The following is a 25,997-nucleotide window of genomic DNA, read 5'->3' on the forward strand; positions in this document are numbered from 1 at the left end:
CGTTTAACCATTAACCCTGATTTTTGAAATGGCGCATATTGATAAAGATACCGTACTCAATTCCTTATACTCGGGTGGTGTTTTGCCACTGTTTTACCACGATGATGCTGCCGTAGCTATCGAGGTACTTAAGGCTTCTTACCGGGCGGGCTTACGGGTGTTTGAATTTACGAACCGGGGTGGCAGCGCGCTGGCCACTTTTGAGCAACTTGTCGCCTACGCGCACGAACACTTGCCCGATATGGCGATGGGCATCGGTACCATCTACGACGACGAATCGGCGAATAAGTTCATTTACGCCGGAGCCGACTTCGTGGTGACGCCTGCACTCAACCCCGCCGTGGGAACAGCCTGTGCCGCCGCCGAAGTACCCTGGCTGCCGGGCGTGATGACGGTCACCGAAATATACAACGCAAGACAAGCGGGGGCTGAAGTGGTGAAACTATTTCCCGGCGAGGTACTTGGTTCGGGCTTTCTGAAAGCCGTACGCGGTCCGATGGCTGACCTGAAGATTATGGTGACGGGCGGCGTGAAGCCTACCCGCGAGAGCTTTGCCGAATGGTTTGGTGCGGGGGCCTACTGCGTAGGGATGGGCTCTCACCTGTTTCCCAAGGATGTGCTGGCCCGGCAGGATTACGACTGGGTAGAACGGAAGATTGCGGAGTGTTTGGGGTTTGTGAAAGAACTTCGTGCCTAATAATTGAACCTTCAAAAAGGCCTTCCCTATTGTTATGAAATTCACTTGAATTCATAACAATAGGGATTACAGTTGCACAACACAGATTGCTGCTGATAACAAAAAGCTTCCACCGCCAGCTTTGAACTAGGAGCGCTGAGCCGGTACTTTCGTTTTTAAATAGGCCACTACCACATCCAAGCCACGATCGAACTGATCGTGGTTATTGATAATGATGTCCGCTTCGGCGCGCAAGGGTTTGATGTATTTGTCGTAAGTGGGGGCTACGTGGTTTTCCCAACGATAGAGGACATCTTCCAGGTCGTAGCCGCGCTCGCTATTGTCGCGGATAATGCGCCGCTTGATCTTGACATGTTCTTTGGCGTCAACGAATACTTTTAAGTCGATCAGATCGGCCACTTCCGGGAAGTAAAAAACAAAAATTCCTTCCACAATAATGATTGGCTTCGGCTGAAAAGTGAGCATTTTAGGCGTAACTAACGGGTTATTGAAGGTATACTCCCTGTGCTGCACTACCTTTCCCTGCCGAAGTTCGGCAATATGTTGCGCGAACAGCGCGTGGTCGATCGTTTCGGGCAAATCAAAGTTCTCTACCCCATTCCGGTCTTTGGGGATTTGATGAATGGGGAGATAATAATTGTCCTGCGAAATACGGCAAATCTCCTCCTCTCCGAAGGCCGAAAGCAGACTCTTCATAAAGAAGGTCTTTCCTGAGGCACTTCCGCCCGTTATGCCTACAATAAATGGTTTGGTCTGTGTCAATTTTCTAAATAAAATCTATTTCCGATACTTCAATTTTTCCCTTTGCACTTGCTCGATTTCCAGGATTTCGCTGGTTTTGTAGGTGAGTGCCTCAAAGGTGTGATCCAGATCCCGCACCAGCTTTTGTAGTCCGGGTACTTCCAGCGAAGCGGCATGGTCGGTGCCACGCCAGGTACGATCCTTGGTGAAATGCCGCTCGACCCACACAGCACCCAGCGTGTAAGCTGCTACATCTACCGCAATGCCCAGATGATGGCCCGAAAATCCGATTTCTTTGATCCGGTTGCCGTAGTTTTCCTGAATCCGCTTGATTTCCAGCAAACAAATATCCCGGAAAGGTACCGGGTACCCCGACGTGCAGCTATACATCACGAGCCGCTGCCGGGCCTGACCGGTCTCTTCAAAGTACGCTACGAGTTGAGCGATTTCGTCTTGTGTAGTCATACCCGTTGAAATGTGGACCTCGCCCTGATAACCGTCGCGCAGCAGGCGCAGCATTTCGTAATTGTTGTTGCATGCCGATGGTACTTTGATAAAATCGGGCTGTAACCCAATGATTTCCTGGGCCGATGTGACATCCCATACCGAAGTGGCGTATCCAATGCCTATTGTTTCGGCGTATTCCTTCAATTCAGCATGCTGTGCCTGGTCAAATTCCAGGTACTCCCGATGAGCGCCATAGGTCGGACCATAAGCATTATATGGAATGGGGTGGGGGGCATCATACTGGTCGGGCGTGAGAAGCTCACGAGAATTGCGTTTCTGGAATTTGGCGTACTTCGCCCCGCATTCCTTCGACAGCCGGATAAGTTCTTTGGCGATCTCGAACTGTCCCATATGGTTGCAACCTATTTCCGATATGACTCTGGGCTGTTGGTAGGTATTCATAAAAAGCGGACTATTATTTTAATTCCTGCCAAAAACTTTTCTCAAATTCTTGCGCCAACCCGTACGCGAATCCGTCAGGTACCCGTCGTTCTGGTAAGCATAGCCGTACTGGTAACTGCCGGAACCGGAGCCATAATAGCCGCTGCCGGAGGATAGACTACTGTGCAGATTGTCGGGATAAAAATCGTTGATTACTACTTTGACATCTTTTAATTCATACTCGTCGGCAAGTTGTCCGGCCAGGTGGTACGATTCCTGATTGGAATATAACCAGCGTACGATGAATATCACAAAATCGCTCTGGGGTAGTAGCGGCACGTTGTCCGCTACCAATCCGACCGGGGCGGTATCCAGTAGCACATAATCATAGTTTTTCCGGCAGTAGCGCAACAACTCCTGCATCGCGGGCTTTTGCAGGAGTTCGGCCGGATTGAACGGCGCAAACCCGGCGGGGATATAGTCAAGATTTTCGATCGTTGATGCATAGACTGCCCGGTCGATTTCCTCCGGGTCCTGCAGGAAATCACTCAGGCCATACGTTTGCCCTGCATCGAAAAATAAGTGGATTCTCGACTTGCGCAGGTCGGCCCCAACTACGATGACTTTCTTCCCGATTTTTGTGAAAGATAGAGCTAAGTTAACGGTCACAAATGATTTTCCTTCGCCAGCCCGCTCGGAGGTTACCAGGATGAGTTGTCCCCCATCATCCGTTTTGGCATCCAGAGCAGATTTTGCAAAACTTAACCGAGTGCGGATGGCACTCAGGGATTCGGTAAAAACGGTGCGATCGTTGAGGAAACTTGTCAGGTCCTGCGGGGTGTTGGTCACTTTTTCTGAGAAGTGATGGATCAGTCCCAGCAAACTCACGCCCGGGTGTTGTGCCACCTTCCCGATGTCGGTAAAAGTGCTGTTGATTGACCGCGCCAGCAGCACGGAGCCTATTCCCAAGGCCAGGCCAGCGAACATGAATAGCAGTATGATTCGCCAGGCAATGGGCGAAACCTTATCGGTGTCCAGTTGTGTAATGACCGTAAAAGACGGCAACATGCCGGCCTTCACGATGGAAGATTCGATTTCCTTGTTCAGTAGCAGGGAGTAGATGTTTTTATTTACTTCAAAATCACTTTGCAGATATATGAAGTTTTTTTCCAGAGCCGGAATCCGGCTGAATCTGCCTTTGAGAGCCGACAGGTTATCATTCAGGATTTTGAGCGTACGTTCATTCTTCTGATTCTGGAGCCGGATATTGTCCAGAATCTGACTGCGGTACTTGACAAGCTGCTCATCCAGATTCTTCACCGCAGCTGAATTGGGGCTGTACTTTTGTAATAACTGCTTACGCTGCGTGATAAGGTCGTTGAAGTTTTGTAAAAGACCTATCAACACACCGTCAGAGGTTCCATCAAGGCCCACCGAAAGGTAGTTGACGGTTTCGAAAGTACGGCCCATGTTGGCTTCCAGCATATCGATATAAGATCTCTGAATTTCCAGCTCGTTCTTCCGTTGCTCCAGTTCGCGCACTTTCGAGGTGATCTCCAGCGCCGAAGTACTCACATCAAGCAGTTGGTTTTTCTGCTTGAAAAGTTCCAGTTCACGGGCCGACTCTTTGAGATAGCCGGAATATATACCGACCTGCTTGTTGATAAAACCAATCGTGAGGTCGGAGGATTTTTGCTTCTGCCGCAAATCGAAATCCCGGTATGCTTCAACCAGATTGACGAGAAAGTGCTCGGTATAAGCCTCGTTATGATGGCGGAAGGTGAGGTCCATAACAGGCATTTGCTCCTCGGTCTCCTCCATATCTATGCGCCAAACAAATGCGTTCACCAGCCGGGCGGGATCGTTATACTTAAATTCGAATTTGTAGCCCGCAGCGGTGACGATCTCACTGATTCTGAAAACCAGCCCCGGCAGAGTCACGATGGCTCCGCGAACCAGTTGCAGCGGCCGCGTGACGGACTCTTCCGTTTGGTAACGGAGCGTCAGGTCTTCATCCAGAAAGAAAGTACCATGCTGGTACTTGGCCGGGTCATAGCTAAGCACCTCCAGCACAAGCGGGCGCGCAGGGTAAACGTCGATCTGACGCAGATCCTTCACCCGGTAGAAAGTGAAGGGGTTATTCATCCGTTCCAGGGTACTGCGTACTACTTCTGGTGAACGGACATTAAATTTCTCCGTCAGATAGTCCGGGCTGCTCGTGCCGAAAATGAACATGGGTTTCGAACCGGTCAAGCCATCGAATTCCGACTGTTTGTCGAGGTACTTCAGCGTGACCGTCCCGATGTACTGCGGCGTAACGAATTTGAGGTAAAGGAAACATAGCGCACCTGCCAGCAACAGCGCAATCAAAATCCACCACCAGCGACTTTTGAATACCTGCAAAAGTTTCCTGAAGTTAATGGATTCAGAGTTGCCCAAAAGTTGCTCGAAAAGGGCACTGTCAGTTTCTTGCCTCATGCTCGGGTACCAGATGGTTCAAAAGGGGCGCATCGCACAACATGGCAAACTCGGGAGTGCGGGCAGCCTTTCGCAAATAACTGTATTGGTTGGCTCGGTGCAAATCCGTCCCCACAGCCCCAATCCAACCCTGCCGGACCATTTGCTGAGCGAGTAGTTTTTCGGTGGGGCCGTACTGGCCGCCCAGCGACAGCAAATTTACCTGAAAAATAATGCCCATTTCCCGTAGTTCGGCGTATCGTTCGGGGCGCTGCTGCCAGGGCCGGTAACGCTCAGGATGGGCCAATACAGGCTTCCAGCCATGGTCGATCATAGCCCGCAGAACCTGAGGAAAATGCGGCATTTCGGTGCGCATGGAGGTTTCCACCAGTACATAACGGTCGAACAGCGGAAGGACTTGGCCTTTTTCCAGCAGTGTCATCAAGTAATCGTCGCCAAAATGTTCGGCGGCGTAAGTGAGCACCAGGTCGGGCCAGTGGTCGGCGGCGGCTTCGGTCAGAAGTTGCCAGGCCGCGTGGATGGTGTGCTGGTCATTGGGAAAAAAATCAGAACGGATATGCGGGGTAGCGATAATCCGCCGAATGCCGGCGGCGTGATGCGCGGCCAGGATCTGAAGGCTTTCTTCCACGGAAGGAGAACCGTCGTCGATTCCTGGTAATACGTGAAGGTGCAAATCTGCCCCTATTTTTTCCAGATAAGATCCGTCTTCACTGATATTGGCCTGCTTGGGGTAGGTAGGCAAGATCATGGGCGGGGACTTAGTCTAATGAAATTTATTACAATCAACGTCAGGTTGAGCGCGGCGATGACAGGCTGAACCAGCACCAGCGCCCGCTGATATTTGATGGAGCGGACGGAACCACGTGAAGGCGGAACGTACACGATGTCGTTATCGTATATGTTTTGATTCATGATTAGCGGGTTGCCCAAGTCCTGAAAATCGTACTCGATGACCTGTTGCTGCGTTCCCTCTGTCCTGATGATCTGAATGATGTTGCTGGCTTCGGTGTACCTGATTCCACCCGAGCGGGCCAGGATTTCTCCCAATGTCAGAAAGTCGTTATCAAGAACAACGACCCCCTGGTTGTTAACCGACCCCAGCACCTTGACACGCAGGCTGGTGACGGTAACTTCGAACAGCGGATTGCGCAAATCACGGTACAACGTGGACAGAGTGTCGGCCACTGCCTGTCGGGTGCGCCCCGCTACGGGAATCGACCCAATTTCTGGCAGACTAATGTTTCCATCAATTCGCACTACGGCTTCAAACCCCGCCCCCACGTTACCTGCTGCCTGACCGGGGTCAGGAAAGAGTTCCGACGACCAGTTCAGGTTACGGACGAGGAGTTTGTCTCCTGCTTTTATCCGGTATACGCCTTTGTCAACCACCGAAACTGCGGGGGCCAACGCTTCAGTATTCAGCACGGGGGCAGGCCGCTGACTCCGGCAGGAAGCAAACAGCAGCGTACACACAAAAATTGGCAGAATAACGAAGCTTCTTTTCATCCAGATTTTATTGATCTCCGAAATGATCCCGCACTTTCTTCAGCGCAGAACCAATCACCTGGTGCATATCGTAATAGCGGTATTCGGCCAATCGTCCCCCAAAAATTACCTTTTCTTCTGCTTCGGCCAGTGCTTTGTATTGACGGTAAAGCGTATCGTTTTTCGAGTCGTTGATCGGGTAGTATGGCTCTGCGCCTTCACTCCATTCCTGAGGATACTCGCGGGTCACGACGGTTTTGGGTTGTGTACCAAACTCGAAATGCTTGTGCTCGATGATGCGCGTAAAGGGCGTTTCGGCATCAGTGTAGTTGACCACGGCATTGCCCTGAAAATTGCCGGTATCCAGCGTTTCGTGGTCGAAGCGAAGACTACGGTATTCCAGTGCTCCAAAACGGAAGTCAAAATACTCATCAATTTTCCCGGTGTAAACCACGGTATCTGCCAACTGAGACAAGTCCTCACGTTCTTCGGTAAAATCGACGCCCAGCCGTACCTCTACTCCCGCCAGCAAACCTTCGGTCAATTTGTTGTAGCCACCGATGGGAATGCCCTGGTAGCGGTCATTGAAGTAGTTGTTGTCGAAAGTAAAACGTACAGGCAGCCGCTTGATAATGAAGGACGGAAGTTCGGTAGCCTTTCGACCCCACTGCTTTTCGGTGTAAGCCTTGATAAGTTTTTGGTACATGTCTGTACCCACCAGCGAGATGGCCTGTTCTTCCAGGTTTTGCGGTTCGGTAATACCCGCTTCCGCCACCTGTTCGGCAATTTTGGCTTTGGCTTCTTCCGGCGTAGTCACGCCCCACAACTGGTAGAACGTGTTCATATTGAAGGGCAGGTTGTATAGTTCACCCTTATAGTTGGCTACCGGCGAATTGGTATAACGGTTGAATTCAACAAACGAATTCACATAGTCCCAGATAGCCTTATCGTTGGTGTGAAAGATATGTGCCCCGTAAGTATGGACATTAATTCCTTCCACTTCTTTGCAGTAGGTGTTTCCTCCTGTATGGGGGCGTCGGTCAATTACCAGACACTTTTTTCCGCGCTTTGTTGCTTCATGGGCAAACACACTACCCCATGGCCCGGCACCCACGATTAGATAATCGTACTTCTTCATTGATGGATATATACTCTATTTCTGTAAGTCACAAAGCTAACGAATCACTATGAAAAAAGGCTCCCCGAGGGGAGCCTTTCTCTTATTGATGTATTTCTGTAGGGAAATGTCCGAGCCGTTAGGGCATCAGGCGTAGTTCCACGCGGCGGTTCTTCATCAGACCCTGGGTAGTGGCACCGTCGGCGATAGGCTTGAATGAACCGAAGTAGTCAACAACTACTTTGCTTTGATCTTTCAGGCCTCCTTCGTTGACGAGGTAGTCGCGGACCGCATCAACGCGGCGGCGGGACAGAGCCATGTTATAACGATCCGAAGCGCGGCGGTCAGCGTGACCAGCCAATTGCAGGCGGCAGCCGGAGCGGTTCATCAGCGTAGCTACGTTGTTGAGCATTTCGCGATACTCAGGCTTGATTTCGTTTTTGTCCGTATCGAACATCACGTTAGCGAAGATCTCATTACAGGCTGCTCCATTTGCGAGGGCATTCTTCACGTACTGATCGAAGTCGATTACGCGACCGCTACCATCCACGACGCTACCAGCGGGTGAGTTAGGCTCTTTATCGAAGAAGTCAGACACACCGTCGCCGTCGGTGTCAAGCAGCAATCTAGGATCGATGTCCTTAGGACGGTTGGCCTTGGCCACGGAGTCCATTTCTTCCATCGTCAGGATTTTCGGGGGCTTAACCAACAAACGGGGGTCAGTATAACGCAGGTGGTAGTAGCCGCCCTGATCCGGATCGTAGGTGTACTTGCCATCTACTTTGCTCACGCGTAATGGGTTTTTGCCCAGCTTGTAGGTGAGGGCTATGGCACCATAACCATATTTATCCAACGCAGAGTTGCCTTTGCGGGCCGTAGGCAAAGTCTCGAAGTTGAAGCCATTCGGGTCACGCGAATAATCGCCGCCGTAGGTGGCATCCACAAAATCGGAGTTGACGTTATTCAGACGAAAATCCAGACCCAAGTCCAGTCGCTTCGTCAATTCATAGCTTATTTCCAATCCGACGGGAATAATCCAGTCATTGGTGGCACCCGTGTTGCGAAGTTCGACACCGCCTGTCAGGTCATAGGAAGTGGCATTGTACCACATCATGCCAAAACCGGCGTAAGCATCCACTTTCCAGTGTTTCATTTTAGTTGGGCCTAGCAGAAGCCCTTTCAGGTTGACAGTTCCGGAGAGGCTGGCATCCACATAGTTGGTCTTGAAATAGCGGAAATAATTCCGACGCTTCATACCGGTCAGATTACCAACAGACACGTCACCTTTCAAGCCAAATAGGTAAGAAAGCTGCTTGTTGATTTGGATACCTCCTTCGAAAGTACCCCACTCGCTGTGGGTGTCGCTCGAATTTCCACTTACAGGAAAAAAGTCGTACTCCCGTAAGTCTCCAAAAAACAGAGTGGGGGCCACGTGAACACCAATCGACCAAGTATTCAACTTATAGGGGCCCTCATAGGAAGCTTTGGGGTTATAATCTGGTGAGTTGGGCTGCGTCTGCTGCACATACTGGGCACTCGACGGGAGCGCCAGCATTGATCCCAAAACGAGCGAACCGATTAACAGGGATACTTTTTTCATACTATCAATAATTGCGTTATTTGATGAACAAGGATTCTTCTTACGTTTTTTACTATCACTTTCCGTTTGTCCGTTCCTTTCAGTTGGCAACAAAAGTATGGTAACTAAATGAGTTAACCAACTGCCAAAGCTTTCTAAAATCGGATTAAATGCGGGCCTATTCTAATTTTTTAACTAAAAAAAGCGATGATTTGAAATATTCAAAGTCTTTGCATCACTTTTTTTATTGTAACGTTCTTCCAGGTACCGAAATCACCCTGTTCGATCTTGCGTCGCGCTTCCCCGACCAGCCATAGGTAAAAGGTCAGATTGTGAATGCTGGCAATCTGAGCTCCCAGCATTTCGTTTGACCGGATAAGATGGCGAAGGTAAGCCTTCGTATAGAAACTGCTGGCATACCCACCCAGATTTTTATCAATGGGGCTAAAATCGTCCTGCCATTTCAGGTTCCTGATATTGATGATGCCTTCGGTTGTAAAAAGCATACCATTACGCGCATTGCGGGTGGGCATCACACAATCGAACATGTCTACCCCCACCGCGATTCCTTCCAGAATATCGGCAGGCGTGCCGACACCCATTAAATATCGGGGTTTATCGCGTGGTAAAATGTCGCAAACTACCTCTGCCAACTCGTACATAATTTCGGCAGGTTCGCCCACCGATAGTCCACCGATGGCGTTCCCTTCCCGTCCGGCGGCAGCGATGGTTTCGGCTGATTTTACCCTAAGGTCTTTATAAACACTACCTTGCACAATGGGGAAAAGGGTCTGGGGGTAACCGTAGTATCCTTCCGTTTCATCGAAGCGCTCACAACATCTTTTTAGCCAGCGGTGGGTCATTTCCATCGAGGCCCGGGCATACTCGTATTCGCAAGGGTACGGCGTGCATTCATCGAAGGCCATGATAATATCGGCTCCGATCTGTCGCTGAATATCGACCACACCTTCGGGGGTAAATGTGTGGAGTGAACCATCGATATGGGAACGAAATTCCACACCATGCTCTTTTATCTTCCTACCGGTTCCTGCCAGCGAATACACCTGATAGCCGCCGCTGTCGGTCAGGATAGGTCCTTCCCAGCCGTTAAAACGGTGCAGACCGCCCGCCTGTTTGATAATATCAAGACCAGGTCTTAAAAATAGGTGGTAAGTATTCCCCAGAATAATCTGAGCCTTTATATCGTCGCGCAGTTCACGCTGGTGAACGGCCTTCACTGTTCCTGCTGTGCCGACAGGCATGAAGATCGGCGTCTGAATTGAGCCGTGGGCGGTTTCGATGACTCCGGTGCGGGCCTTGGTTTGGGTATCTTGGGTTTCGAGCGTAAATTTCATTGGGTATCCGGCTTGGCGGGCCGCAAAAATACAGCTATGCCCGCAAAGATTGCTGACAATGAATGTATATTTGCCGAAAATCCCTCTATCAATGTTTGTGGCCGCGTGACCGAAATTTTACTTGCCTTCCTCGGCGTCTTCCTATTTATCCAGCTTTTCTACTACCTGTTCGTCTTTTCCCGGCTGGCGAATTATCAGCAAGAAAACGCCAGTGGGTCGTCCCCCGAGGGCGTAACTGTGCTCGTGTGTGCGTGGAATGAACTCGAAAATCTGCGGGAATTGCTACCGCTGCTTGATGCTCAGGAATACTCCGAATTTGAAGTAATCGTACTCGATGATCGTTCGGAGGACGGTACCGACGATTTTTTGAAAGAAAGTGCCGGACTATGGCCGCACGTCCGCTTCGTGAGGATTGATACAGAGTACCCGCACATCACGCCCAAGAAATATGCGCTGACCGTGGGCATGAAACACGCCCGCTATCCCGTAGTACTGATGACCGACGCCGACTGCCGCCCCGCCAGCACCGGTTGGCTCGCAAGCATGGCCGGGCAATTGGATGAAGATAAGGAGATTGTACTCGGGTTTTCTCCCTACTATAAGGCATCGGGGCTCCTCAATTGGTTTATCCGCTGCGAGACGTTCTATACGGCTGTACAGTATCTGTCGCTGGCTATTTCCGGGCGACCTTATATGGGCGTAGGCCGCAACCTGATGTACCGTACCGCGCTTTTTTTTCAGCATAAAGGCTTCTACAAACACAAGCACATTGTAGGCGGCGATGACGATCTTTTCATGAACCAGGCGGCCACTACCAATAATACCGCCGTCAATCTCGATCCTGATTCGTTCGTCTATTCCTTTCCCAAAAAGAGTTGGAAAGCCTGGCTCACACAAAAGAAGCGACATCTGTCAGTGGGTAAACACTACCGTAGTGCCAATAAACTCCGGTTGGGGCTTTTATCGGCTTCGCATGTCGGTGTCTGGGTGGTGGGGCTGCTGGCTCTGACGTGGGGTTTGTTTAGGTTTGATATCTTATTGTTACAAATCCTCGGTGGAGCCTTCGTACTAAGATGGCTGGTGCAGACCCTGGTTTTACAGGCTATCAACAAGCGATTGGATCGTACGCTGGCCTGGCTAAGCTTCATTCCGATGGATTTCGCGCTCTTTGTCTATTACGTAGGCATGAGCGGGCTGGTGTTCTCAAAAAGAAAGAAAAAGGTTACGTGGCGGTAGGTTTTCAGCTCTGCCTGAATACGAGCTACAAGTCTTACTGTCAGCGATCTGCTGGTTTTAGCTGAAAAAGCTTAAATTACAACTTCCCGAAGACCAGTACGCTTCCCTGGCTTTCCTCCGGCTTTGGTAAAGTACCGACTTTTTACTCTTTATCTCTTCCTGGCTGCGTTTCTGCTGGCACTAAGCCTGGCCAATTCGGCCTGGGCTCAGTCGGCTCGGGCGGATAGCCTGAAACAGCTGCTTTCCCAGATATTGCCCGATACATCGCGCACGATGGTTTTGGAGCAGTTGGGGGGGGCGCTCATGTATTCCCAACCGTTAGACGCCATGAAGTACGCGCGGCAAGGTCTGGCACTGTCGGAAAAGGCAAAGTATTCGTTGGGCACCACCCGAAATCTGAATCGTCTAGGGACTATTTACCGAAATGTGGGTAGTTATGCCAAGGCGCTTGAGCTACACATGGAAGCATTGCGGGTAGCCAAGGAGAATGACGACCTGGAGGGAATGGCCAAAATAAACAACAGTATTGGTATTCTGTACTCCGAACAGAAGGACTCCAAAAGGGCAATCGAGTATTTTAAAAAAACTCAAAACCTCGCCCAACAGCTTCAAGACAACAAATTACTGGAAGTAGCTTTGACTAACCTGGGTTTCGATTATGCTCTGATCGACGAACTAGATTCAGCACAGACCTACACCCTGCGCGCTTACGAACTGGCCGTCCGGCAGGGCAATAAGAGTTCGAGTGGTGTCCTGTTTCTGAACTTAGGCTATGTCCATTATCGTAAGAAAGAATATCAATTGGCCCTGGCGTACTACCGCCGCTCTGTGCCAATTTCCGAAGCCGTAAACGACAAGAGGTACCTTGGTCAGACGTATTTCGAGATGGCGCGCACCTTTCAGGAAACGAACGCTTTCGACTCCTGCCTTATTTACGCACAAAAATCTCTGAAACTCGCACAGGAGGTCGACAATCCTAAGGGAATTCTGGACGTCAGTACTTTGCTTACCGATTTTTTTGAAGATCGGGACAAGGCCAAGGCCTATGAATATTTCAAGATTTCGACCCAAGCCAAAGAGAAAATGTTTGATCGGGAAAAAATCAAACAGATTCAGAGCCTGGACTTCAAGGAGCAGTTGCGGTTGCAGCAGGTAGAGAGCGATAGGGTCGAATACGAGGGGCGTGTCCTTGCGAAAACATTGGTGGCCGGGCTACTTGCCCTGATGGTTATCGTATTTCTGCTTTACCGGAATAGCCGCAATCGACAAAAGGCTAATATTCTGTTAAAAAAGCAGAAAGATGAGCTTCAAGCCACGCTCAATGAGCTGGAAACTACCCAGAATCAGCTGATACAATCCGAAAAAATGGCTTCACTGGGCGAGCTCACAGCGGGAATTGCCCACGAGATTCAGAATCCGCTCAATTTTGTAAATAATTATGCGGAGGTCAATGTGGAGCTATTGGAGGAATTACTGCATGAAATATCAAAGGTAGAAGGAGAAGACGTTGCGGCGTACAGCCAGCGGGGTGAGGAGGGATTAGTACTGGATCTGGTGCGTGATTTGAGCGAGAATGAAGCCAAGATTCTGTCCCACGGCAAGCAGGCGGAAGCTATCGTGCGCGGGATGCAGCAGCATAGCCGCCGTAATAGCGGTAGCAGGGAGAAAACTGATGTCAACGCTCTTACCCGTGAGTACACCGAGCTTGCCTATAATGGTATGACCGCCAAGGACAAGATATACAAGGATGTTCTAAAACTTGATTTGGCGGAGGACTTACCGGAGTTAGAAGTCGTCCCTGGCGACATTGGGCGGGTAGTACTTAACCTACTGGAAAATGCCTTTTATACTGTGGCTGAAAAGAAGGAACACAGTCCCGATAACTATCAGCCTGCCATCCTGGTGTCCACTCGTCGCCGGGATAACGGAGTGGAAATAAGCGTAAAGGACAACGGGACGGGCATCGCTCCCGAATACATCGGTAAAGTTTTCCAGCCTTTTTTCACCACCAAACCTACCGGGCAAGGTACCGGGCTGGGCCTGTCACTTTCTTACGACATCGTCACTAAAGGCCATAACGGGCGGCTGGAGGTAGTGAGCGAAGTAACTCAAGGCACCGAATTTACTTTGGCACTAAAGACCTAAGCATTTAATAATCAGACAATTTTATTCTATTTTTATAGAATATTGAATAGTGTTTTCAATAACACGCATCCCTCAAACCCTTCTACCCTTATGAAAAACGCCCTCATTTTCACCTGCCTCCTGGTTTTATCTTCCATCAATGTCTTCGCGCTGGGCCATGTCGAGACTACGCCGCCGTTCTCGATCGACACGACCTCCCTCATTATCGGTTTGGTGGTGGGACTCATTGTCGGCTATCTGATTGGCTCGCGGATGAAAAAATAGAGCTACTTCTGCTGTAAACTTATGAGTAGTGGCACGATATGTCCTTCGTGTTGGCCACGTAGCGTGAAATTTACTTTCCGGTCGTCGTATTCTACTTTCTCGTAGGGTACGAGGTCTTCCCCGAAAGCAGTCAACGCGCGGTTGGTGAAATTCCCTTGTGCCTCGTTCATGTCGAAAACATACTTTTCGATATCAAGTTCTTTTTCCGAGAAAAGGAACAGCCAATACTGGATGCCGGGCTCACCTACTAAGGTATAGAGCAAATCTTCGGATGGTAAAAGCATTTGGGTATTTGCCCCGATGATGGGACTAACCTTACCCGACACCGGAAATAGAATCTCGGTGCGCAACTCGCTCGCGTCAGCCGCCACGACGTATACATAGGCTAGTCGATCCACTTCGGCGACGAACTTGAAGTTGCTGCCCGTTCGCTGAGCGTCACGTAGCGTATAGGCCACCATGCCTTCCTGATTTTCGCTGCCCTGATTGATTTTCCCTTCGACGCTACGTACGTAAGGTACTTCGTTATCGGTCACGAATGTGGCCGACTGCACAGATACGCTTCCCGCCATCGTCACGCCGGCAGAATCAGGCGCGATGGGCAGGTAAGCCTGGTAGCCGTACTTGGTGAATTCAGCGAAATCGGGATAGGTGACCCAAAAGTACCCATCCTCGCCCCAGGACGTTCCCCAACTATTGACCATCTTAAAGGCGCCGCCATATCGGTCATCGTCGTACCCGACCACGCATACGGCATGTCCGGTTCCCCTTTTATTCGATTTGGTGGGTTTCCACAACCCAGTATCATCTTCACCGCCAAACAACCGCACAATCCAACGCCAGATTTTCCCCAAGAAACCGAGCTCCTGGAGCGAGGGTGTAGTTTGTATGCCGATAATGACGGGCGTCATTTCGGAGAGGGCTTTCTTGGTAGTTGCTACCGCATTTTCGGTTTCCAACAAGCCAAAGAGCCGGATATAATCCATAATTTGGGAATCCGGGGAAGTAAACTCAGGATCGTTTGCTTCACACTCGGGGTAGCCTTTGTCGGCAAAGCTGGCTACGCCTTTTTCTTTCATGTAATTCAAAGCATCGTCGATCAAGCTTCCTTTCATACACTGCGAATCCGTCGAGTCTTTGATAGCATTGTACAAAAAAGAAGGGGAGAAACGTAGTGCGTCGATCTGGGCGCGGTCGGTGATGCCCCGGCTCACCGCTTCCAGAATCGTGCGGGCGTAGTAAGCTGAGGAGAAGCCTACGCAGGTACCCAGTTTGCCCTGGCTCATTACGCTGGGCGTGTAAGGTGACAGGTCGACACGAATTGGTAGTTGACCGCTACCAGTCGTTCGGGCCGAGTACTTCTGTGGTAGTTTCTCGTAGGTAGTATCGTCGAAGTTCAAACCTTGGGCATAAACTGGGGAATGTACCAAAAGCGGGAATAGCAGAAATAGGACATAGCGCATAAGGTAGAGCAGGTTGAATTTTACAACTCTTTGTAGGTTTCAATGATGGTCAGGCTGGTGATATATTCATAATTTGGATTTCGCTCTACACTCGTGGCGTCCACCTTCACGTCCTCTATGCGATTGGCTACTATTTTAAAATGAGCCAAATAGTTCGCTACACTCATTTTTTCGGCGACTTGCTTGGCCCGTGGATCGCTGGCGGGGTACTTGTTTTTACGTTTCAGTTCTATCTCAGCATTCGGATAAAAGGCTTTGCTGATTATCCCACTCACTTCTTCATAATTTCCTCCTTTGCGTTTATAGAAAGACAATTTTCCTTCAATAGCTCCGGTAGTCATGGAATTCTGGTACGAAGGGTACGTTGTGGTATTGCTGCGCTGTTTAGCCGTACAGGTTCCAAATTCGAATACGGGTGTTTGATCGATTGAAGCAGGATTTATGGAAATGTCATTAAAGTCAAAAGTCTTAGGATGTGCTTCGGCGCGCTTCAGAAGTTGCGGCCAGGTTGCTGCCCTCACGCCGATAAACCCGAATTGGAGACAATCCCGAAAAGCAAATTCATTGAATATGAAGGTATATAGCGATCCGTTACCCGTATCTCCCCAAACTTTTTGCCCTTTTTTGGCGCTGGCTATCTTGATTAGCCCGCAGAAACCCAGGAATAGTTTCTTCAAAGACACCTCCTTGACATCCTCATCCAGAAGCGGACCAGGATAAATTGAAAACTCTAGCGTGGTATCACGGCAGTCGGCCATGACGATATTGAGTCGTGCGCCCTTTTGCTGTAACATATCGCCCACCTCGTCGAGCGAAAGGGCCGGCTTCCTGCCCAACAACTGTTGCATTGCATTTTCCTTCAACTTGAAAGCCGGAAATTGGCTATTGGCATTAGGATAATGCCCCAGTCCCGTGTAGTAGAAGAAAACTACGTCCCTGGGTTGAACCGGCAGACTCTTTAGCCTGTCGCGAATGGCGGAAGCCGTGAAGCTTGCACGATTGTGATAATACGTTTCGAGTTTCAGGCCGGTACCCCACTCGGCAGTTTTCAGGATTTGCAGGATCTTCTCCTCGTCACGTAGACTGACACCGCCCAGTTGGGCATCTTCGACGTCGGAAACCAAAATGGCATGGAGGGTTTGTGACCTGACCGAAAAAGATAAGAATATCAGTACTAGCGTAATCCATTTCATAGCGTGTACATTGTGCAGTTCAATGCCGAGAGTAATTACAACTCATCGAACACTTCGATGATCGTCAACTCGGTTAGGTACTCTTTATTCGGCGTTCGTTGAAAGCTACCGAATTCGGGATAAACGGCCTGAATCTGAGCCGAGGTACTTTTGAACTGAGCTAAAAAATCAGCGACGCTCATTTTCGCTTCCGTTTTTTTAGCTTGGGGGTAGCTATCAGGGTACTTGTTCTTTCGGACGAGATTTATTTTGGCATTCCGACGGAAAGCCCGACTGATTTCATCGCTGAGTTTTTCGAAATCGCCCCCGGACTTTCGGTACCTATCGAGCTTTGATTGAATATTCCCCACGGTGAGGGAATATTTATAGGCCGCATACCGCGTAGTTCGGCGCTGTTGGGAAGCCGAACAAGCTTTGATTTCGTAAACGGCTTGCTGGGTATCTACCCGGCGCGAACGATCATCGTTTCTGGGATAAATTCCGTTCGACTCCGCACTTCTCATCACCTGTGGCCAGGTGGCTTGTCGCACGCCGTTGAACTGTGCTTCCAGCAAGTCATTAAAGGTGCTGTTGAAATTACTAGTATAAACCGACCCGATTCCAAATTGGCTCTGATTTGCCCAAACTTGTTTCCCTTTCGTGGCACTAGGTACCTTCACCAGTCCACAGGAACCCAGGAAAAGCTTTTTCAGGAACACATCCCTCATATCTTCGTCGAAGATGATTCCTCCCTCAGTGATCATCAAATCCTCGACGGTGTCGCGACAGTCAGCCATGACGACATTCAGCCGTGCGCCTTTGTTTTGCAGGATATCGCCTACCTCGTCCAATGAAAGCGAGTTATCATTGAGGAAGAAAAGCAGCGGCCGCAGGGCACTTTCCTTCAATTTCAAAGTCGGGAATTTATCGTTTGAGCCAGGATAATACCCAAGTCCGGTGTAGTAGAAAAAAACGACATCTCGGGAATCGACCCGCATTTGGCTCAGTGTCTCCCGCACGGCCTTTGCCGTGAAACTACTGCGATTAAGGTAGTAGGTTTCGAGTTTCATCCCCGTCCCCCGTTCGGCGGTTTTCAGGATTTGTAGAATGGCCTCCTCGTCACGCAAACTGATTCCGCCTAGCTTGGGGTCTTCCACGTCGGAAACCATGATGGCGTGAAGGGTTTGCGACTTGGCGTCGAGGACTGCGACAAGAAACAAAAAGGTGAGGAAAAGTTTTTTCATGTATCCCATATCTGGATCTCTTGCTGGCTTCCAGCAAGTTGAGGTTATCCAAATATAGGAAATTTAAGCGATAAAGTCATTGAAACACAGAGCGATTACAATGATGGGAGTCCCCTCCTAAACTCGCGCTTCGGTACTTTGTCGCTTTGGAACTTTGCTACATTAGCTTACCCTTCTTCCCCCTGAGCCGAGATACGGCCGAAGCGGTAGTGGAAGGTTACGCCCGCAAAGCGATTGGTACGCTGATAGAGAGAACTCTGAGTGTAGGTGTCCGTACTGAGTTCGGACCTGTATATACGCGAAAGGAAGAGGTCCTGGACACTCACCGAAAGCGTGGCCTTCCGCTCGAAGAAGTCGCGGCGGACGCCCAGGTTGGCTACGAACACGCCGGGACGGGTACCCTGCGCGATGGCTCGGGGACCGTCGTAGGTGACGTAGGCCGAGGCCCGCATTTGTAGGGGTAGTTCCAGGAAGGCATTCAGGTTGCCGGAGTAGCTCCAAATCTTATTGTCGATGTTGGCGGCCAGCGACACCACTTCGCTGCGGAATATCCGGCCACTGGCGTTGAGTTTTAGCTTTTCACCGACCTTTTTGGAAAAATCTGTCTCAAAGCCGTAGGACAGTTCGCGGCCCACGTTGTCGTAGCGTTGATACGAGATACCCGCCGCGTCGATGGTGCGGATACGCGTGATGGCATTGTTGGAGAAGTCCAGAAATAGCGCCGGGCCCCAGCCACCCAGTTCCTTATACTGCGAATAACCTACTTCGGCCTTATGGACGTATTCGGGTTTCAGATTGGGATTGCCCGAGCGGATATTACGCGGGTCCGAAATGTCGGTGAAGGGGTTGAGCGCGTCCGAACTTGGGCGTTGGACACGGCGACTGTAATTGACCTTGACCTGCGATTCATCATCCAGCTTCCGGGTAACGGCGAAGGAAGGGACCAGATAAAAGAAATGCGTGGAGAAGGCTTGCGCACGGCTGATCTGATCAATTTTCTGCGTGGCATCCGTCAGGCGTAGACCGGCACGAATACCCCACAGGTCGCTTTTCTGGGTGAAGGAAGTGTAACCCGTGTGCGTGTATTCCTCGAAGCCGAAGATATTACTGACGTTTTCGTTGAACAAAAAGTCTTCAAGTTCCTGATCGAACGTATAAAAGGCGTTGTCGTTGTGGCTGCGGCGCATCCGGCTTTTAGCGCCTATTTCGAGGGTGGAACTCGGGCTGATGGGCCAGGTATAGTCTGCGTCAAGCACCGCTTCGTGCCGGTTGTTATCCTGCAAGTTGCGCTGACGGCGCACCAGATAGGCGTAATCGCTCTGCTGGTCAAACTCTGACTCGCCATCAGAAACACCGTTGCTGTAATTAGCCGAAACGGTGAAAATCTGCCGCTCCTTGGCGAAGCGTTTACGGTAATCCAGGTTGACGTTCAGGTTGTCGTTGAAAGTAGTACCGGTCGAGAAACGGTCGAACTTTTCGAGCAAAGTACCTTCCTGGGCCAGCGTTTGGTTGGTGTTTTCTGACTTGTCCACGTCCTTATTGTGTGAGTAGTTCACCGTCAGGCCGATGCTGCTTTTCTCACTGAAATCATAATTGACGCCCAGGCGACCAAAATAATCGGTATCCTGACTGCTACCCGTACCGCGCTGGGAGAAGAAAGTAGTAGAATCGCCCAGGAAATTCTGTCGGTCCAAAGTGCGGCGGTAGTACCATATCTGATTGCGTACGCTACCCGAGGCGCGCACGGCCCACTTGTTGGTCTTGTAGCTGAGGTAGGCTGAGCCGTTGCTATTGTTTTGCGCCCCGAGCGTCCCGCGCAGGCTGCCGCTGGTACCTACGATTTTGGTTTTCTTGGTAATGATATCAATCACGCCCGACGCACCTTCGCCTTCGTACTTGGCTGAGGGTGTAGTCATCACTTCAATGCGCTCGATGAGTTCGGCAGGAAACGATTGCAGCACTGTGGCCACGTCATTGCCGTAAAGCGTCGAAGGTTTGCCGTCGATAAGTACCACCACGCTTCCTTTGCCGCGCACCATCGGATTGCCATTTTCGTCCAGCGATACGGAGGGTACTTTTTCCAGTAACTCGCTTACGTTATTGCTCGATGCCAGCAGGTCGCGTCCTACGTTCACGATTTTCTTATCGATGTCCGAGACGATCATCGTCTTCTCGGCGCGCACAACTACCTCGTTCAAATTCTGCACGTTCGCAGCCAGCCGGATTATCCCTAAGTCAGTTGTCGTGACCTCGGCGGGCATATTGACGTTGGGAAGAAAAAGCGTTTGGTAGCCAATATTGGTAACCCGAATCAGGTAGTTTCCCGGCTTCACACCAATCAGGTGAAACACGCCGTTTTCGTCAGCGGTCAACCCACTGACGACAGAGGAGTCAGGCCTGGTTAGCGCCACGGTAGCAAAACTGGCCGGGTCATCATTTGTGGCGTCCACCAGTTTACCAATGATTTCGCCCAGGTCGCTGCTGGCCGTTAGGGTAGTTTCGGAAGTCTGCGCCTGCGCTGCGGTCAAAGTCAGTAAGAAAGCGAAACCACTCAGGACACTGGATAACTTTTTCAAGAATTGTATTTTTAGAACAAATTGAGTTTAGGAATAAATTAGCTAGTCGTTTTTTCTTAAATCAGTTACTTTATAAATAAGGCTGATTGATAATACTTTAACCAGGTAATTGTTGAGAAGACAAGTATAGCTTTTCAATTTTCTTTTTCCTATAAAAATTGAATGAAAAAGAGAGTCGTAGAATTATTCCGTGGTAAACTAGCCTTATTCAGAGTGAGGAAACATAACGTTTAGCCGCGGTGTTAGTTTTATATGCCAAAGTACCGATGGGTATAGGGCACAATACTTATTGATTGATTCTACCACAGCGGGGGCTGCCCCGTCACTAACTCAAAATTGAAACTATGACCTGGACCGACGTAATAACCTACGCCAAAGAAGGCAATCCCACGCCTCCCAGAAGAGTGGAGAAAACCGACGCAGAATGGAGGGCAGAGCTTTCCGCCGAAGAATATCAGGTGATTCGCCAAAAGGGCACCGAACGTGCCTTCACGGGCGAGTACTGCGAACGCCACGAACCGGGCCTCTATGCCTGCCGCGCCTGCGGCACCCCATTGTTCGACTCGACGGTGAAGTTCGAGTCCGGTACGGGTTGGCCGAGTTTTTCAGAACCCGTGGCAGAGGACGTCATCGAGTACGATCTGGATACCAGTTACGGAATGCAGCGCGTGGAAGTGATGTGCAACGTCTGCGACGGCCACTTGGGCCACGTCTTCCCCGACGGTCCCAAGCCTTCGGGACTACGGTTTTGCATCAATTCGGCTTCGATAAAGAAAGTGGAGGAGTAGTAAGCAAATGAGAAATGATGAGTGATGAATGGTTGTATTATACAACACCTTCCATCACTCATTTTCTTTTGCGCAGATGACGGGCGGGACGTACACGTAGTCATCTGGCCTTTTGATATAGTCCATTTCTGCGGCTTGCCGCGCTCGGGGATCGTTGTTAGCCGGGGAGGGAAGCCAACGGCCGTAGTTGAGCGTGTATTGGATGCGGTCGCGCTGGTTGCGGGTGAAAGAGTTTTCGTAGCCCAGGTAGTAGTCCATGATGTTGGTGCTCACATAGCTGGTGCCGTCGCAGGCGGTGCGGCGCTGACGCAGCGCACGGTAGTTGTCCATGTAGGCGCCGCGGTCGTAGTAGGGTGTGTCGGCGCAATAGTCAGGATCGGTGCTGCTACACGACTTACTTTCGTCACCGTTGCCGTCGAAAACGTGGTTCAGGCCCAATAAGTGACCCGCTTCGTGGGCCAGGGTACTTGAACGGCTGTCGTTGATATCGATTTTATTGAGATAAACACCGTAAGGCAAATCCGGCGAAGTACGGCTGGCCGACTGCACCCGAAAGCCTGCGCTGGCCCGGGTAACGGGAAGGTTATACGCAAAGCCACTCAGGCTTTCTTCTTGTGAAATAGTATATACCCATACGTTCAGAAAACGATTCGGATTCCAGTAACTGTTCCAGGCCTCATACACTGCCTGTTGCGAAGTGAAGGTAGTTCGTGAAGAAGTCACGGCGTCGAGACCATTGATGGCTAGCGATTGGCCCGAAGGGTTCGTCTCGGCGGCATAAAACTCCACGAAGTTATCTACCGCGTTTTCATCTTTGGCCCCATTGTAAGGATTCCATTTATTGCGGAAAGCGTCCGTCATTCCCTTGACCATGCGGTTGATTTGTGCTTCGGTAAGGGTGGAATTCACGGTATGAAACACGACGGGAATCCTTACCAATTGGTAGGGTAATGCCGTCAGCGTGAATGCATTCGTGGTTCGATTGCCGATTTTCACCGCAAAAGTATAAGTTCCGACCGCCGTCGCCTGAAATTGTGAGCCACCAACGGGTTGGTTATTGACCAGGTATTGAACTGCCTGCGCCGGAACGCTCACGGACTGTCCATTTCGGTCGGTCACTTTTACCAGAGTCCGTAAATCCAGTTGATCGCCAATAAGGATTTCCTGCCCCTCGGGCGTGTCCAATCGTAAGGTATGGGTGGAGTCGAGCTGATAATTCTTTTCGAGGGCAGCATCGGGCGGTGTGCAGCTTAGCGCGACGGCGGCCAGGAGCACAAAAAGTCCGTGGGTCTTTTTCATGGCAGTAAAGTTGGATTTCGGGGGATCAGCTGGCGAGGAATTTAAGAACGATTCAAGCCGGATTTTCTTGTTTTTAGAAGAAAGTACTATCGTGCTCAAAAGCTGTTTTACCAGAGAAATGGCAGTATTCGGTCACTTTCCCTTTTGCCTTTTTCGGGAATAAGTCTCTTTTTTATCGTCACTATACCAACTACCTTCCAATTTAATTTATGAAAAGCCTCGGGACGCTCCTGATAATTATTTTTCTTGCCTCCTATGATCTGAATGCACAATCGCAAACCCCACCGGATGCCATTCAATTTGTCCGGCAAGGCGTGCGAAGGTTGGTGTTTGATCAGGACCAGGCCATCCCATTGGCCGTTTTGAACCCGGCCGAGGTAGTCGGAATGTCGGCCATGTACCCTGTGGACCATGAATTGAATTCACAGGCTTCTGTAACGACAGAGGGCCATCAATTGGTCATTCAGTCGGAGCCAGAAACCCGGACGGGTATCTGGTTTTGTGGCTTTAATCCCTTCGCTACGTACACGCTGGACCTGGCTTCCTCCGCCGGACAAGGAGAAATCGGTTTTGAATTCTCAGATGCCAAAAAGGAAAATCAGTTTTTTGTTACCGTAGTTTTTGCGAATGAAACAATTACCGGCGCGCACCTAAGGGTACTTAGCAATCAAAAAATCGTAGCCGATGAATCCATCGCGCTTGACCCGACCGGAAAAGAAAAACTTCACGGCAGATTAATCCTGCAAATGCTGGGGAGCGGGCTGAATCTTTACGTACAGAATGACGGCCTGCCGCTCGTCATTGGGCAAAGCGATTTTAACAAGTACCTTGATCTACGAAAAAAAGAGTGTCTCCAATCTTTTCAGTCAAAGCTTTTCGTGCAGCTCAATAAAGGCAAAGTGGTTGTCAATTCCGTGGCGTCTACGCTAAGTACGGGCAATGGCCTGGCCGACATCCGGGCGATTACCTACGAAAACGGCGACCCTTACCTGGACCGGGGGCGGCTTTGGTACACCATGTCCATTCGGGGACGCGCCCTGCCTCACCACGTGCAGGGGATTTTTAGCCTTGACCCGACGGTATTTGATCTCAAACTGGAAGGGATTGTAGTATTCGACCGCAACGACGGCTTGCTTCGCAATGAAATTGCGTCGCACATTTTCTACGACCGCCCCACCAAGCTTTGGCGGGGACTGACGACCGGATTCAGTGCTTATGCCAATATAGACAAGGAAAAGAAACAACTGCTGGCCATCGAAAGTCAGCGCGACCCACGCTTTGGTTTTTCTGTGATGCACGCCGAGCCTTTCGGGATGGTTGGTGACATCGAAGACCCGCACATTCTGTTCGATTCAACGGCCCGCAAGTGGCGGATGCTGACCTGTGAGAATCAGAAAAACGGGTACAAGGCCATCGTGCTGGAATCCGATTTCTGGAATAAAGGCTACACGAAAATTGCCGGACCCGTAAGTCGCAACTCGACGGGGACCTCTGTCCAGAAAATAGGGGACAAGCGCTACTGCTTTTCGGGTAGTTCCGAGCGCGAAATTTATATATACACTTATCCTGACCTGAAAGAAGCGGGTACTTTAAAAATGGATCTTCCGCCCTGGGATGCCGTCTCAGGCACGCGCGTATGGCCCAACGTGGTGCAATTACCGCCGGGCTATCCGTTTCGCTATGTGGCGTTGATGATGGATCGCTTCAACTACCCTGGCTTGAAAGGTCCTCATTGGACTTATGGGGCAGTGTACCTGTATCACGGCTACGACTGACACACCTCCATTTCCTCTAGACCTGAATCACCCCCACGTTGAAGGCTTTCATAATAGGAGCCTGGTTCGCCGCTTCGATGCCCAATGAGATGATACGCCGCGTCTCGCGCGGGTCGATGATGCCGTCTACCCACAGACGGGCGGCGGCGTAGTAGGGGGAAAGCTGCGCGTCGTAACGATCGGTGATTTCTTTCAATAATTCGTCTTCGGCCTCTTGTGTAAGTTCTTTGCCCTTGGCTTTGAGAGAACCTGATTCAATCTGCACCAGCGTTTTGGCGGCAGCGGCTCCGCTCATCACGGCCATTTGGGCGGTGGGCCAGGCGTAAATCAGGCGCGGATCGTAGGCCTTGCCGCACATGGCGTAGTTGCCAGCGCCGTAAGAATTACCAACAATGAAGGTAAATTTCGGTACCACCGAATTCGCCACGGCGTTCACCATCTTGGCTCCATCCTTAATGATGCCGCCCTGCTCGGCCCGGCTACCCACCATAAAGCCCGTCACGTCGTGAAAAAACAGCAGCGGGATCTTCTTCTGGTTGCAGTTCATGATGAAACGCGCGGCTTTATCGGCGGCCTCACCATAAATCACCCCGCCCATTTGCATTTCACCCTTCCCTGACTTAACTACCGTGCGCTGGTTTGCCACAATACCCACGGCCCAACCATCGACGCGGGCGGTAGCGCAGAGGAGCGTTTTTCCATAGTCGGGTTTGTATTCGTCCAGTTCGGAAGCATCCACGATGCATTCCAGTAACTGTCCCATATCGTAAGGCTTGAAGCGGTCGGCGGGCAGAATGTCGAAGATTTCGTCGGGTTGGCGCTTGGGCGCTACAACTTCCACACGGCTGAACCCGGCGCTTTCGGGGGCCCCCAGCTTGCTCATCGACTTACGGATGGCATCCAGGCAGCTTTTATCGTCGGGGTACTTGTTATCGATTACACCCGAAACCTCGCTGTGCATGGTGGCACCGCCCAGCGTCTCGGAGTCCACATTCTCCCCAATGGAGGATTTGACCAGATAAGGCCCGGCCAGAAACACCGATCCCGTGCCTTCCACGATCAGGGCCTCATCAGACATGATGGGCAGGTAAGCGCCACCCGCGACACAACTACCCATGATGGCGGCAATCTGCGGAATACCCTGGGCCGATAACTGCGCGTTGTTTCTGAAAACGCGTCCAAAATGTTCTTTGTCGGCAAATACCTCCGCTTGCATGGGCAAATATACGCCCGCGCTATCTACAAGGTAAATGATCGGCAGCCGGTTTTCGAGCGCAATTTCCTGCGCCCGCAGGTTTTTCTTGGCTGTAATTGGAAACCAGGCTCCGGCCTTCACGGTGGCATCGTTGGCCACGATTACACACAGCCGCCCGGATACGTAGCCAAGGCCCACTACCACACCGCCCGCCGGGCAGCCGCCTTCTTCCTCGTACATTCCGTCCCCGGCAAAGGCACCCATTTCCAGAAAGTATGCCTCATCGTCGAGCAAATAATCGATGCGCTCACGGGCAGTAAGTTTTCCTTTCTTATGCTGGCTTTCGATTTTCTTGATGCCACCGCCGAGCTTTGCCGTAGCGTAGCGGACATTGAGGTCGTCGATGAGTTCGGTTAAAGAGCTGGGCTTAGTCATGGTGTCGATGAAGTGTTTCTTGAAAACTGGTGGTACTTATCTGCACCAAAAATAAAAAGTCGCCC

20 protein-coding genes are annotated in these 25,997 nt (G+C 50.7%); 6 read left to right on the plus strand and 14 right to left on the minus strand.

Annotated elements, in window-relative coordinates:
• Positions 1-28 precede the first annotated feature (28 nt).
• Positions 29-697: a bifunctional 4-hydroxy-2-oxoglutarate aldolase/2-dehydro-3-deoxy-phosphogluconate aldolase gene (locus IE117_RS02810; protein WP_229580223.1), complete on the plus strand. Its 669-nt coding sequence runs from the start codon at positions 29-31 to the stop codon at positions 695-697.
• 126 nt (positions 698-823) lie between these two features.
• Here the strand turns inward: IE117_RS02810 and udk are convergent, their stop codons facing one another.
• The 8 genes from udk to tgt form a co-directional block, all read right to left on the minus strand.
• On the minus strand, positions 824-1,459 hold the full coding sequence (gene udk / locus IE117_RS02815; protein ID WP_189562824.1) for a uridine kinase: 636 nt from the start codon (positions 1,457-1,459) through the stop codon (positions 824-826).
• Positions 1,460-1,474: 15 nt separating this feature from the next.
• Complete coding sequence (locus tag IE117_RS02820) at positions 1,475-2,347, minus strand: N-acetylneuraminate synthase family protein (protein ID WP_189562825.1); 873 nt, start codon at positions 2,345-2,347, stop codon at positions 1,475-1,477.
• Between the two features lie 18 nt (positions 2,348-2,365).
• Entirely contained in the window at positions 2,366-4,804 is a 2,439-nt protein-coding gene (locus IE117_RS02825) for a GumC family protein (RefSeq protein WP_189562826.1), read from the minus strand.
• A complete protein-coding gene (locus tag IE117_RS02830) occupies positions 4,788-5,552 on the minus strand; it encodes a tyrosine-protein phosphatase (protein ID WP_189562827.1) in 765 nt (254 codons plus the stop codon). The genes IE117_RS02825 and IE117_RS02830 overlap by 17 nt, the downstream gene beginning before the upstream one ends.
• Positions 5,549-6,310, minus strand: coding sequence for a polysaccharide biosynthesis/export family protein (locus tag IE117_RS02835; protein ID WP_189562828.1), 762 nt, complete (start codon positions 6,308-6,310; stop codon positions 5,549-5,551). Before IE117_RS02835 ends, IE117_RS02830 begins: the two co-directional genes overlap by 4 nt.
• A 7-nt stretch (positions 6,311-6,317) precedes the next feature.
• Positions 6,318-7,427: a UDP-galactopyranose mutase gene (gene glf / locus IE117_RS02840; RefSeq protein ID WP_189562829.1), complete on the minus strand. Its 1,110-nt coding sequence runs from the start codon at positions 7,425-7,427 to the stop codon at positions 6,318-6,320.
• 118 nt (positions 7,428-7,545) lie between these two features.
• Positions 7,546-9,006: an OmpA family protein gene (locus IE117_RS02845; RefSeq protein WP_189562830.1), complete on the minus strand. Its 1,461-nt coding sequence runs from the start codon at positions 9,004-9,006 to the stop codon at positions 7,546-7,548.
• A 200-nt stretch (positions 9,007-9,206) separates the two neighbouring features.
• Positions 9,207-10,340, minus strand: coding sequence for a tRNA guanosine(34) transglycosylase Tgt (gene tgt, locus IE117_RS02850; protein ID WP_189562831.1), 1,134 nt, complete (start codon positions 10,338-10,340; stop codon positions 9,207-9,209).
• Between the two features lie 36 nt (positions 10,341-10,376).
• On the opposite strand from tgt, the gene IE117_RS02855 reads away from it, so the two are divergent.
• The 3 genes from IE117_RS02855 to IE117_RS02865 all read left to right on the plus strand — a co-directional run bounded on the left by IE117_RS02855 (position 10,377) and on the right by IE117_RS02865 (position 13,985).
• On the plus strand, positions 10,377-11,576 hold the full coding sequence (locus tag IE117_RS02855; RefSeq protein WP_189562832.1) for a glycosyltransferase: 1,200 nt from the start codon (positions 10,377-10,379) through the stop codon (positions 11,574-11,576).
• Between the two features lie 123 nt (positions 11,577-11,699).
• Positions 11,700-13,721: a tetratricopeptide repeat protein gene (locus tag IE117_RS02860; protein ID WP_189562833.1), complete on the plus strand. Its 2,022-nt coding sequence runs from the start codon at positions 11,700-11,702 to the stop codon at positions 13,719-13,721.
• A 90-nt stretch (positions 13,722-13,811) separates the two neighbouring features.
• Positions 13,812-13,985 (plus strand): Z-ring associated ZapG family protein, encoded by a 174-nt coding sequence (locus tag IE117_RS02865; protein WP_189562834.1) that lies wholly within the window; start codon positions 13,812-13,814, stop codon positions 13,983-13,985.
• A gap of 2 nt (positions 13,986-13,987) precedes the next feature.
• Here IE117_RS02865 and IE117_RS02870 read toward each other — a convergent pair whose 3' ends face one another.
• The 4 genes from IE117_RS02870 to IE117_RS02885 form a co-directional block, all read right to left on the minus strand.
• Positions 13,988-15,448, minus strand: a complete 1,461-nt coding sequence (locus IE117_RS02870; protein ID WP_189562835.1) for a C1 family peptidase — start codon at positions 15,446-15,448, stop codon at positions 13,988-13,990.
• A gap of 20 nt (positions 15,449-15,468) precedes the next feature.
• Positions 15,469-16,572 carry a caspase family protein gene (locus IE117_RS02875; RefSeq protein ID WP_189562836.1) on the minus strand — a complete coding sequence of 368 codons (1,104 nt, stop codon included), beginning with the start codon at positions 16,570-16,572 and terminating at the stop codon, positions 15,469-15,471.
• Between the two features lie 104 nt (positions 16,573-16,676).
• Positions 16,677-17,864, minus strand: a complete 1,188-nt coding sequence (locus IE117_RS02880; protein WP_189562837.1) for a hypothetical protein — start codon at positions 17,862-17,864, stop codon at positions 16,677-16,679.
• Positions 17,865-18,031: 167 nt separating this feature from the next.
• On the minus strand, positions 18,032-20,440 hold the full coding sequence (locus IE117_RS02885; RefSeq protein WP_229580236.1) for a TonB-dependent receptor domain-containing protein: 2,409 nt from the start codon (positions 20,438-20,440) through the stop codon (positions 18,032-18,034).
• A gap of 344 nt (positions 20,441-20,784) precedes the next feature.
• Between IE117_RS02885 and msrB the strand changes: the two genes are divergently transcribed.
• Positions 20,785-21,228 (plus strand): peptide-methionine (R)-S-oxide reductase MsrB, encoded by a 444-nt coding sequence (gene msrB / locus IE117_RS02890; RefSeq protein WP_189562838.1) that lies wholly within the window; start codon positions 20,785-20,787, stop codon positions 21,226-21,228.
• Positions 21,229-21,282: 54 nt separating this feature from the next.
• On the opposite strand, the gene IE117_RS02895 is transcribed toward msrB, so the two are convergent.
• The gene (locus tag IE117_RS02895; protein ID WP_189562839.1) at positions 21,283-22,527 is read right to left on the minus strand and encodes a M43 family zinc metalloprotease; all 1,245 of its coding nucleotides are present in this window, start codon (positions 22,525-22,527) and stop codon (positions 21,283-21,285) included.
• Positions 22,528-22,736: 209 nt separating this feature from the next.
• Here IE117_RS02895 and IE117_RS02900 point away from each other — a divergent pair, with 209 nt between their 5' ends.
• The gene (locus IE117_RS02900; protein ID WP_189562840.1) at positions 22,737-24,302 is read left to right on the plus strand and encodes a hypothetical protein; all 1,566 of its coding nucleotides are present in this window, start codon (positions 22,737-22,739) and stop codon (positions 24,300-24,302) included.
• 16 nt (positions 24,303-24,318) lie between these two features.
• Here IE117_RS02900 and IE117_RS02905 read toward each other — a convergent pair whose 3' ends face one another.
• Positions 24,319-25,932 (minus strand): acyl-CoA carboxylase subunit beta, encoded by a 1,614-nt coding sequence (locus IE117_RS02905; RefSeq protein ID WP_189562841.1) that lies wholly within the window; start codon positions 25,930-25,932, stop codon positions 24,319-24,321.
• Between the last annotated feature and the right edge of the window lie 65 nt (positions 25,933-25,997).

The sequence above is a fragment of the Persicitalea jodogahamensis genome, assembly GCF_014651615.1.
Taxonomy (GTDB): domain Bacteria; phylum Bacteroidota; class Bacteroidia; order Cytophagales; family Spirosomataceae; genus Persicitalea; species Persicitalea jodogahamensis.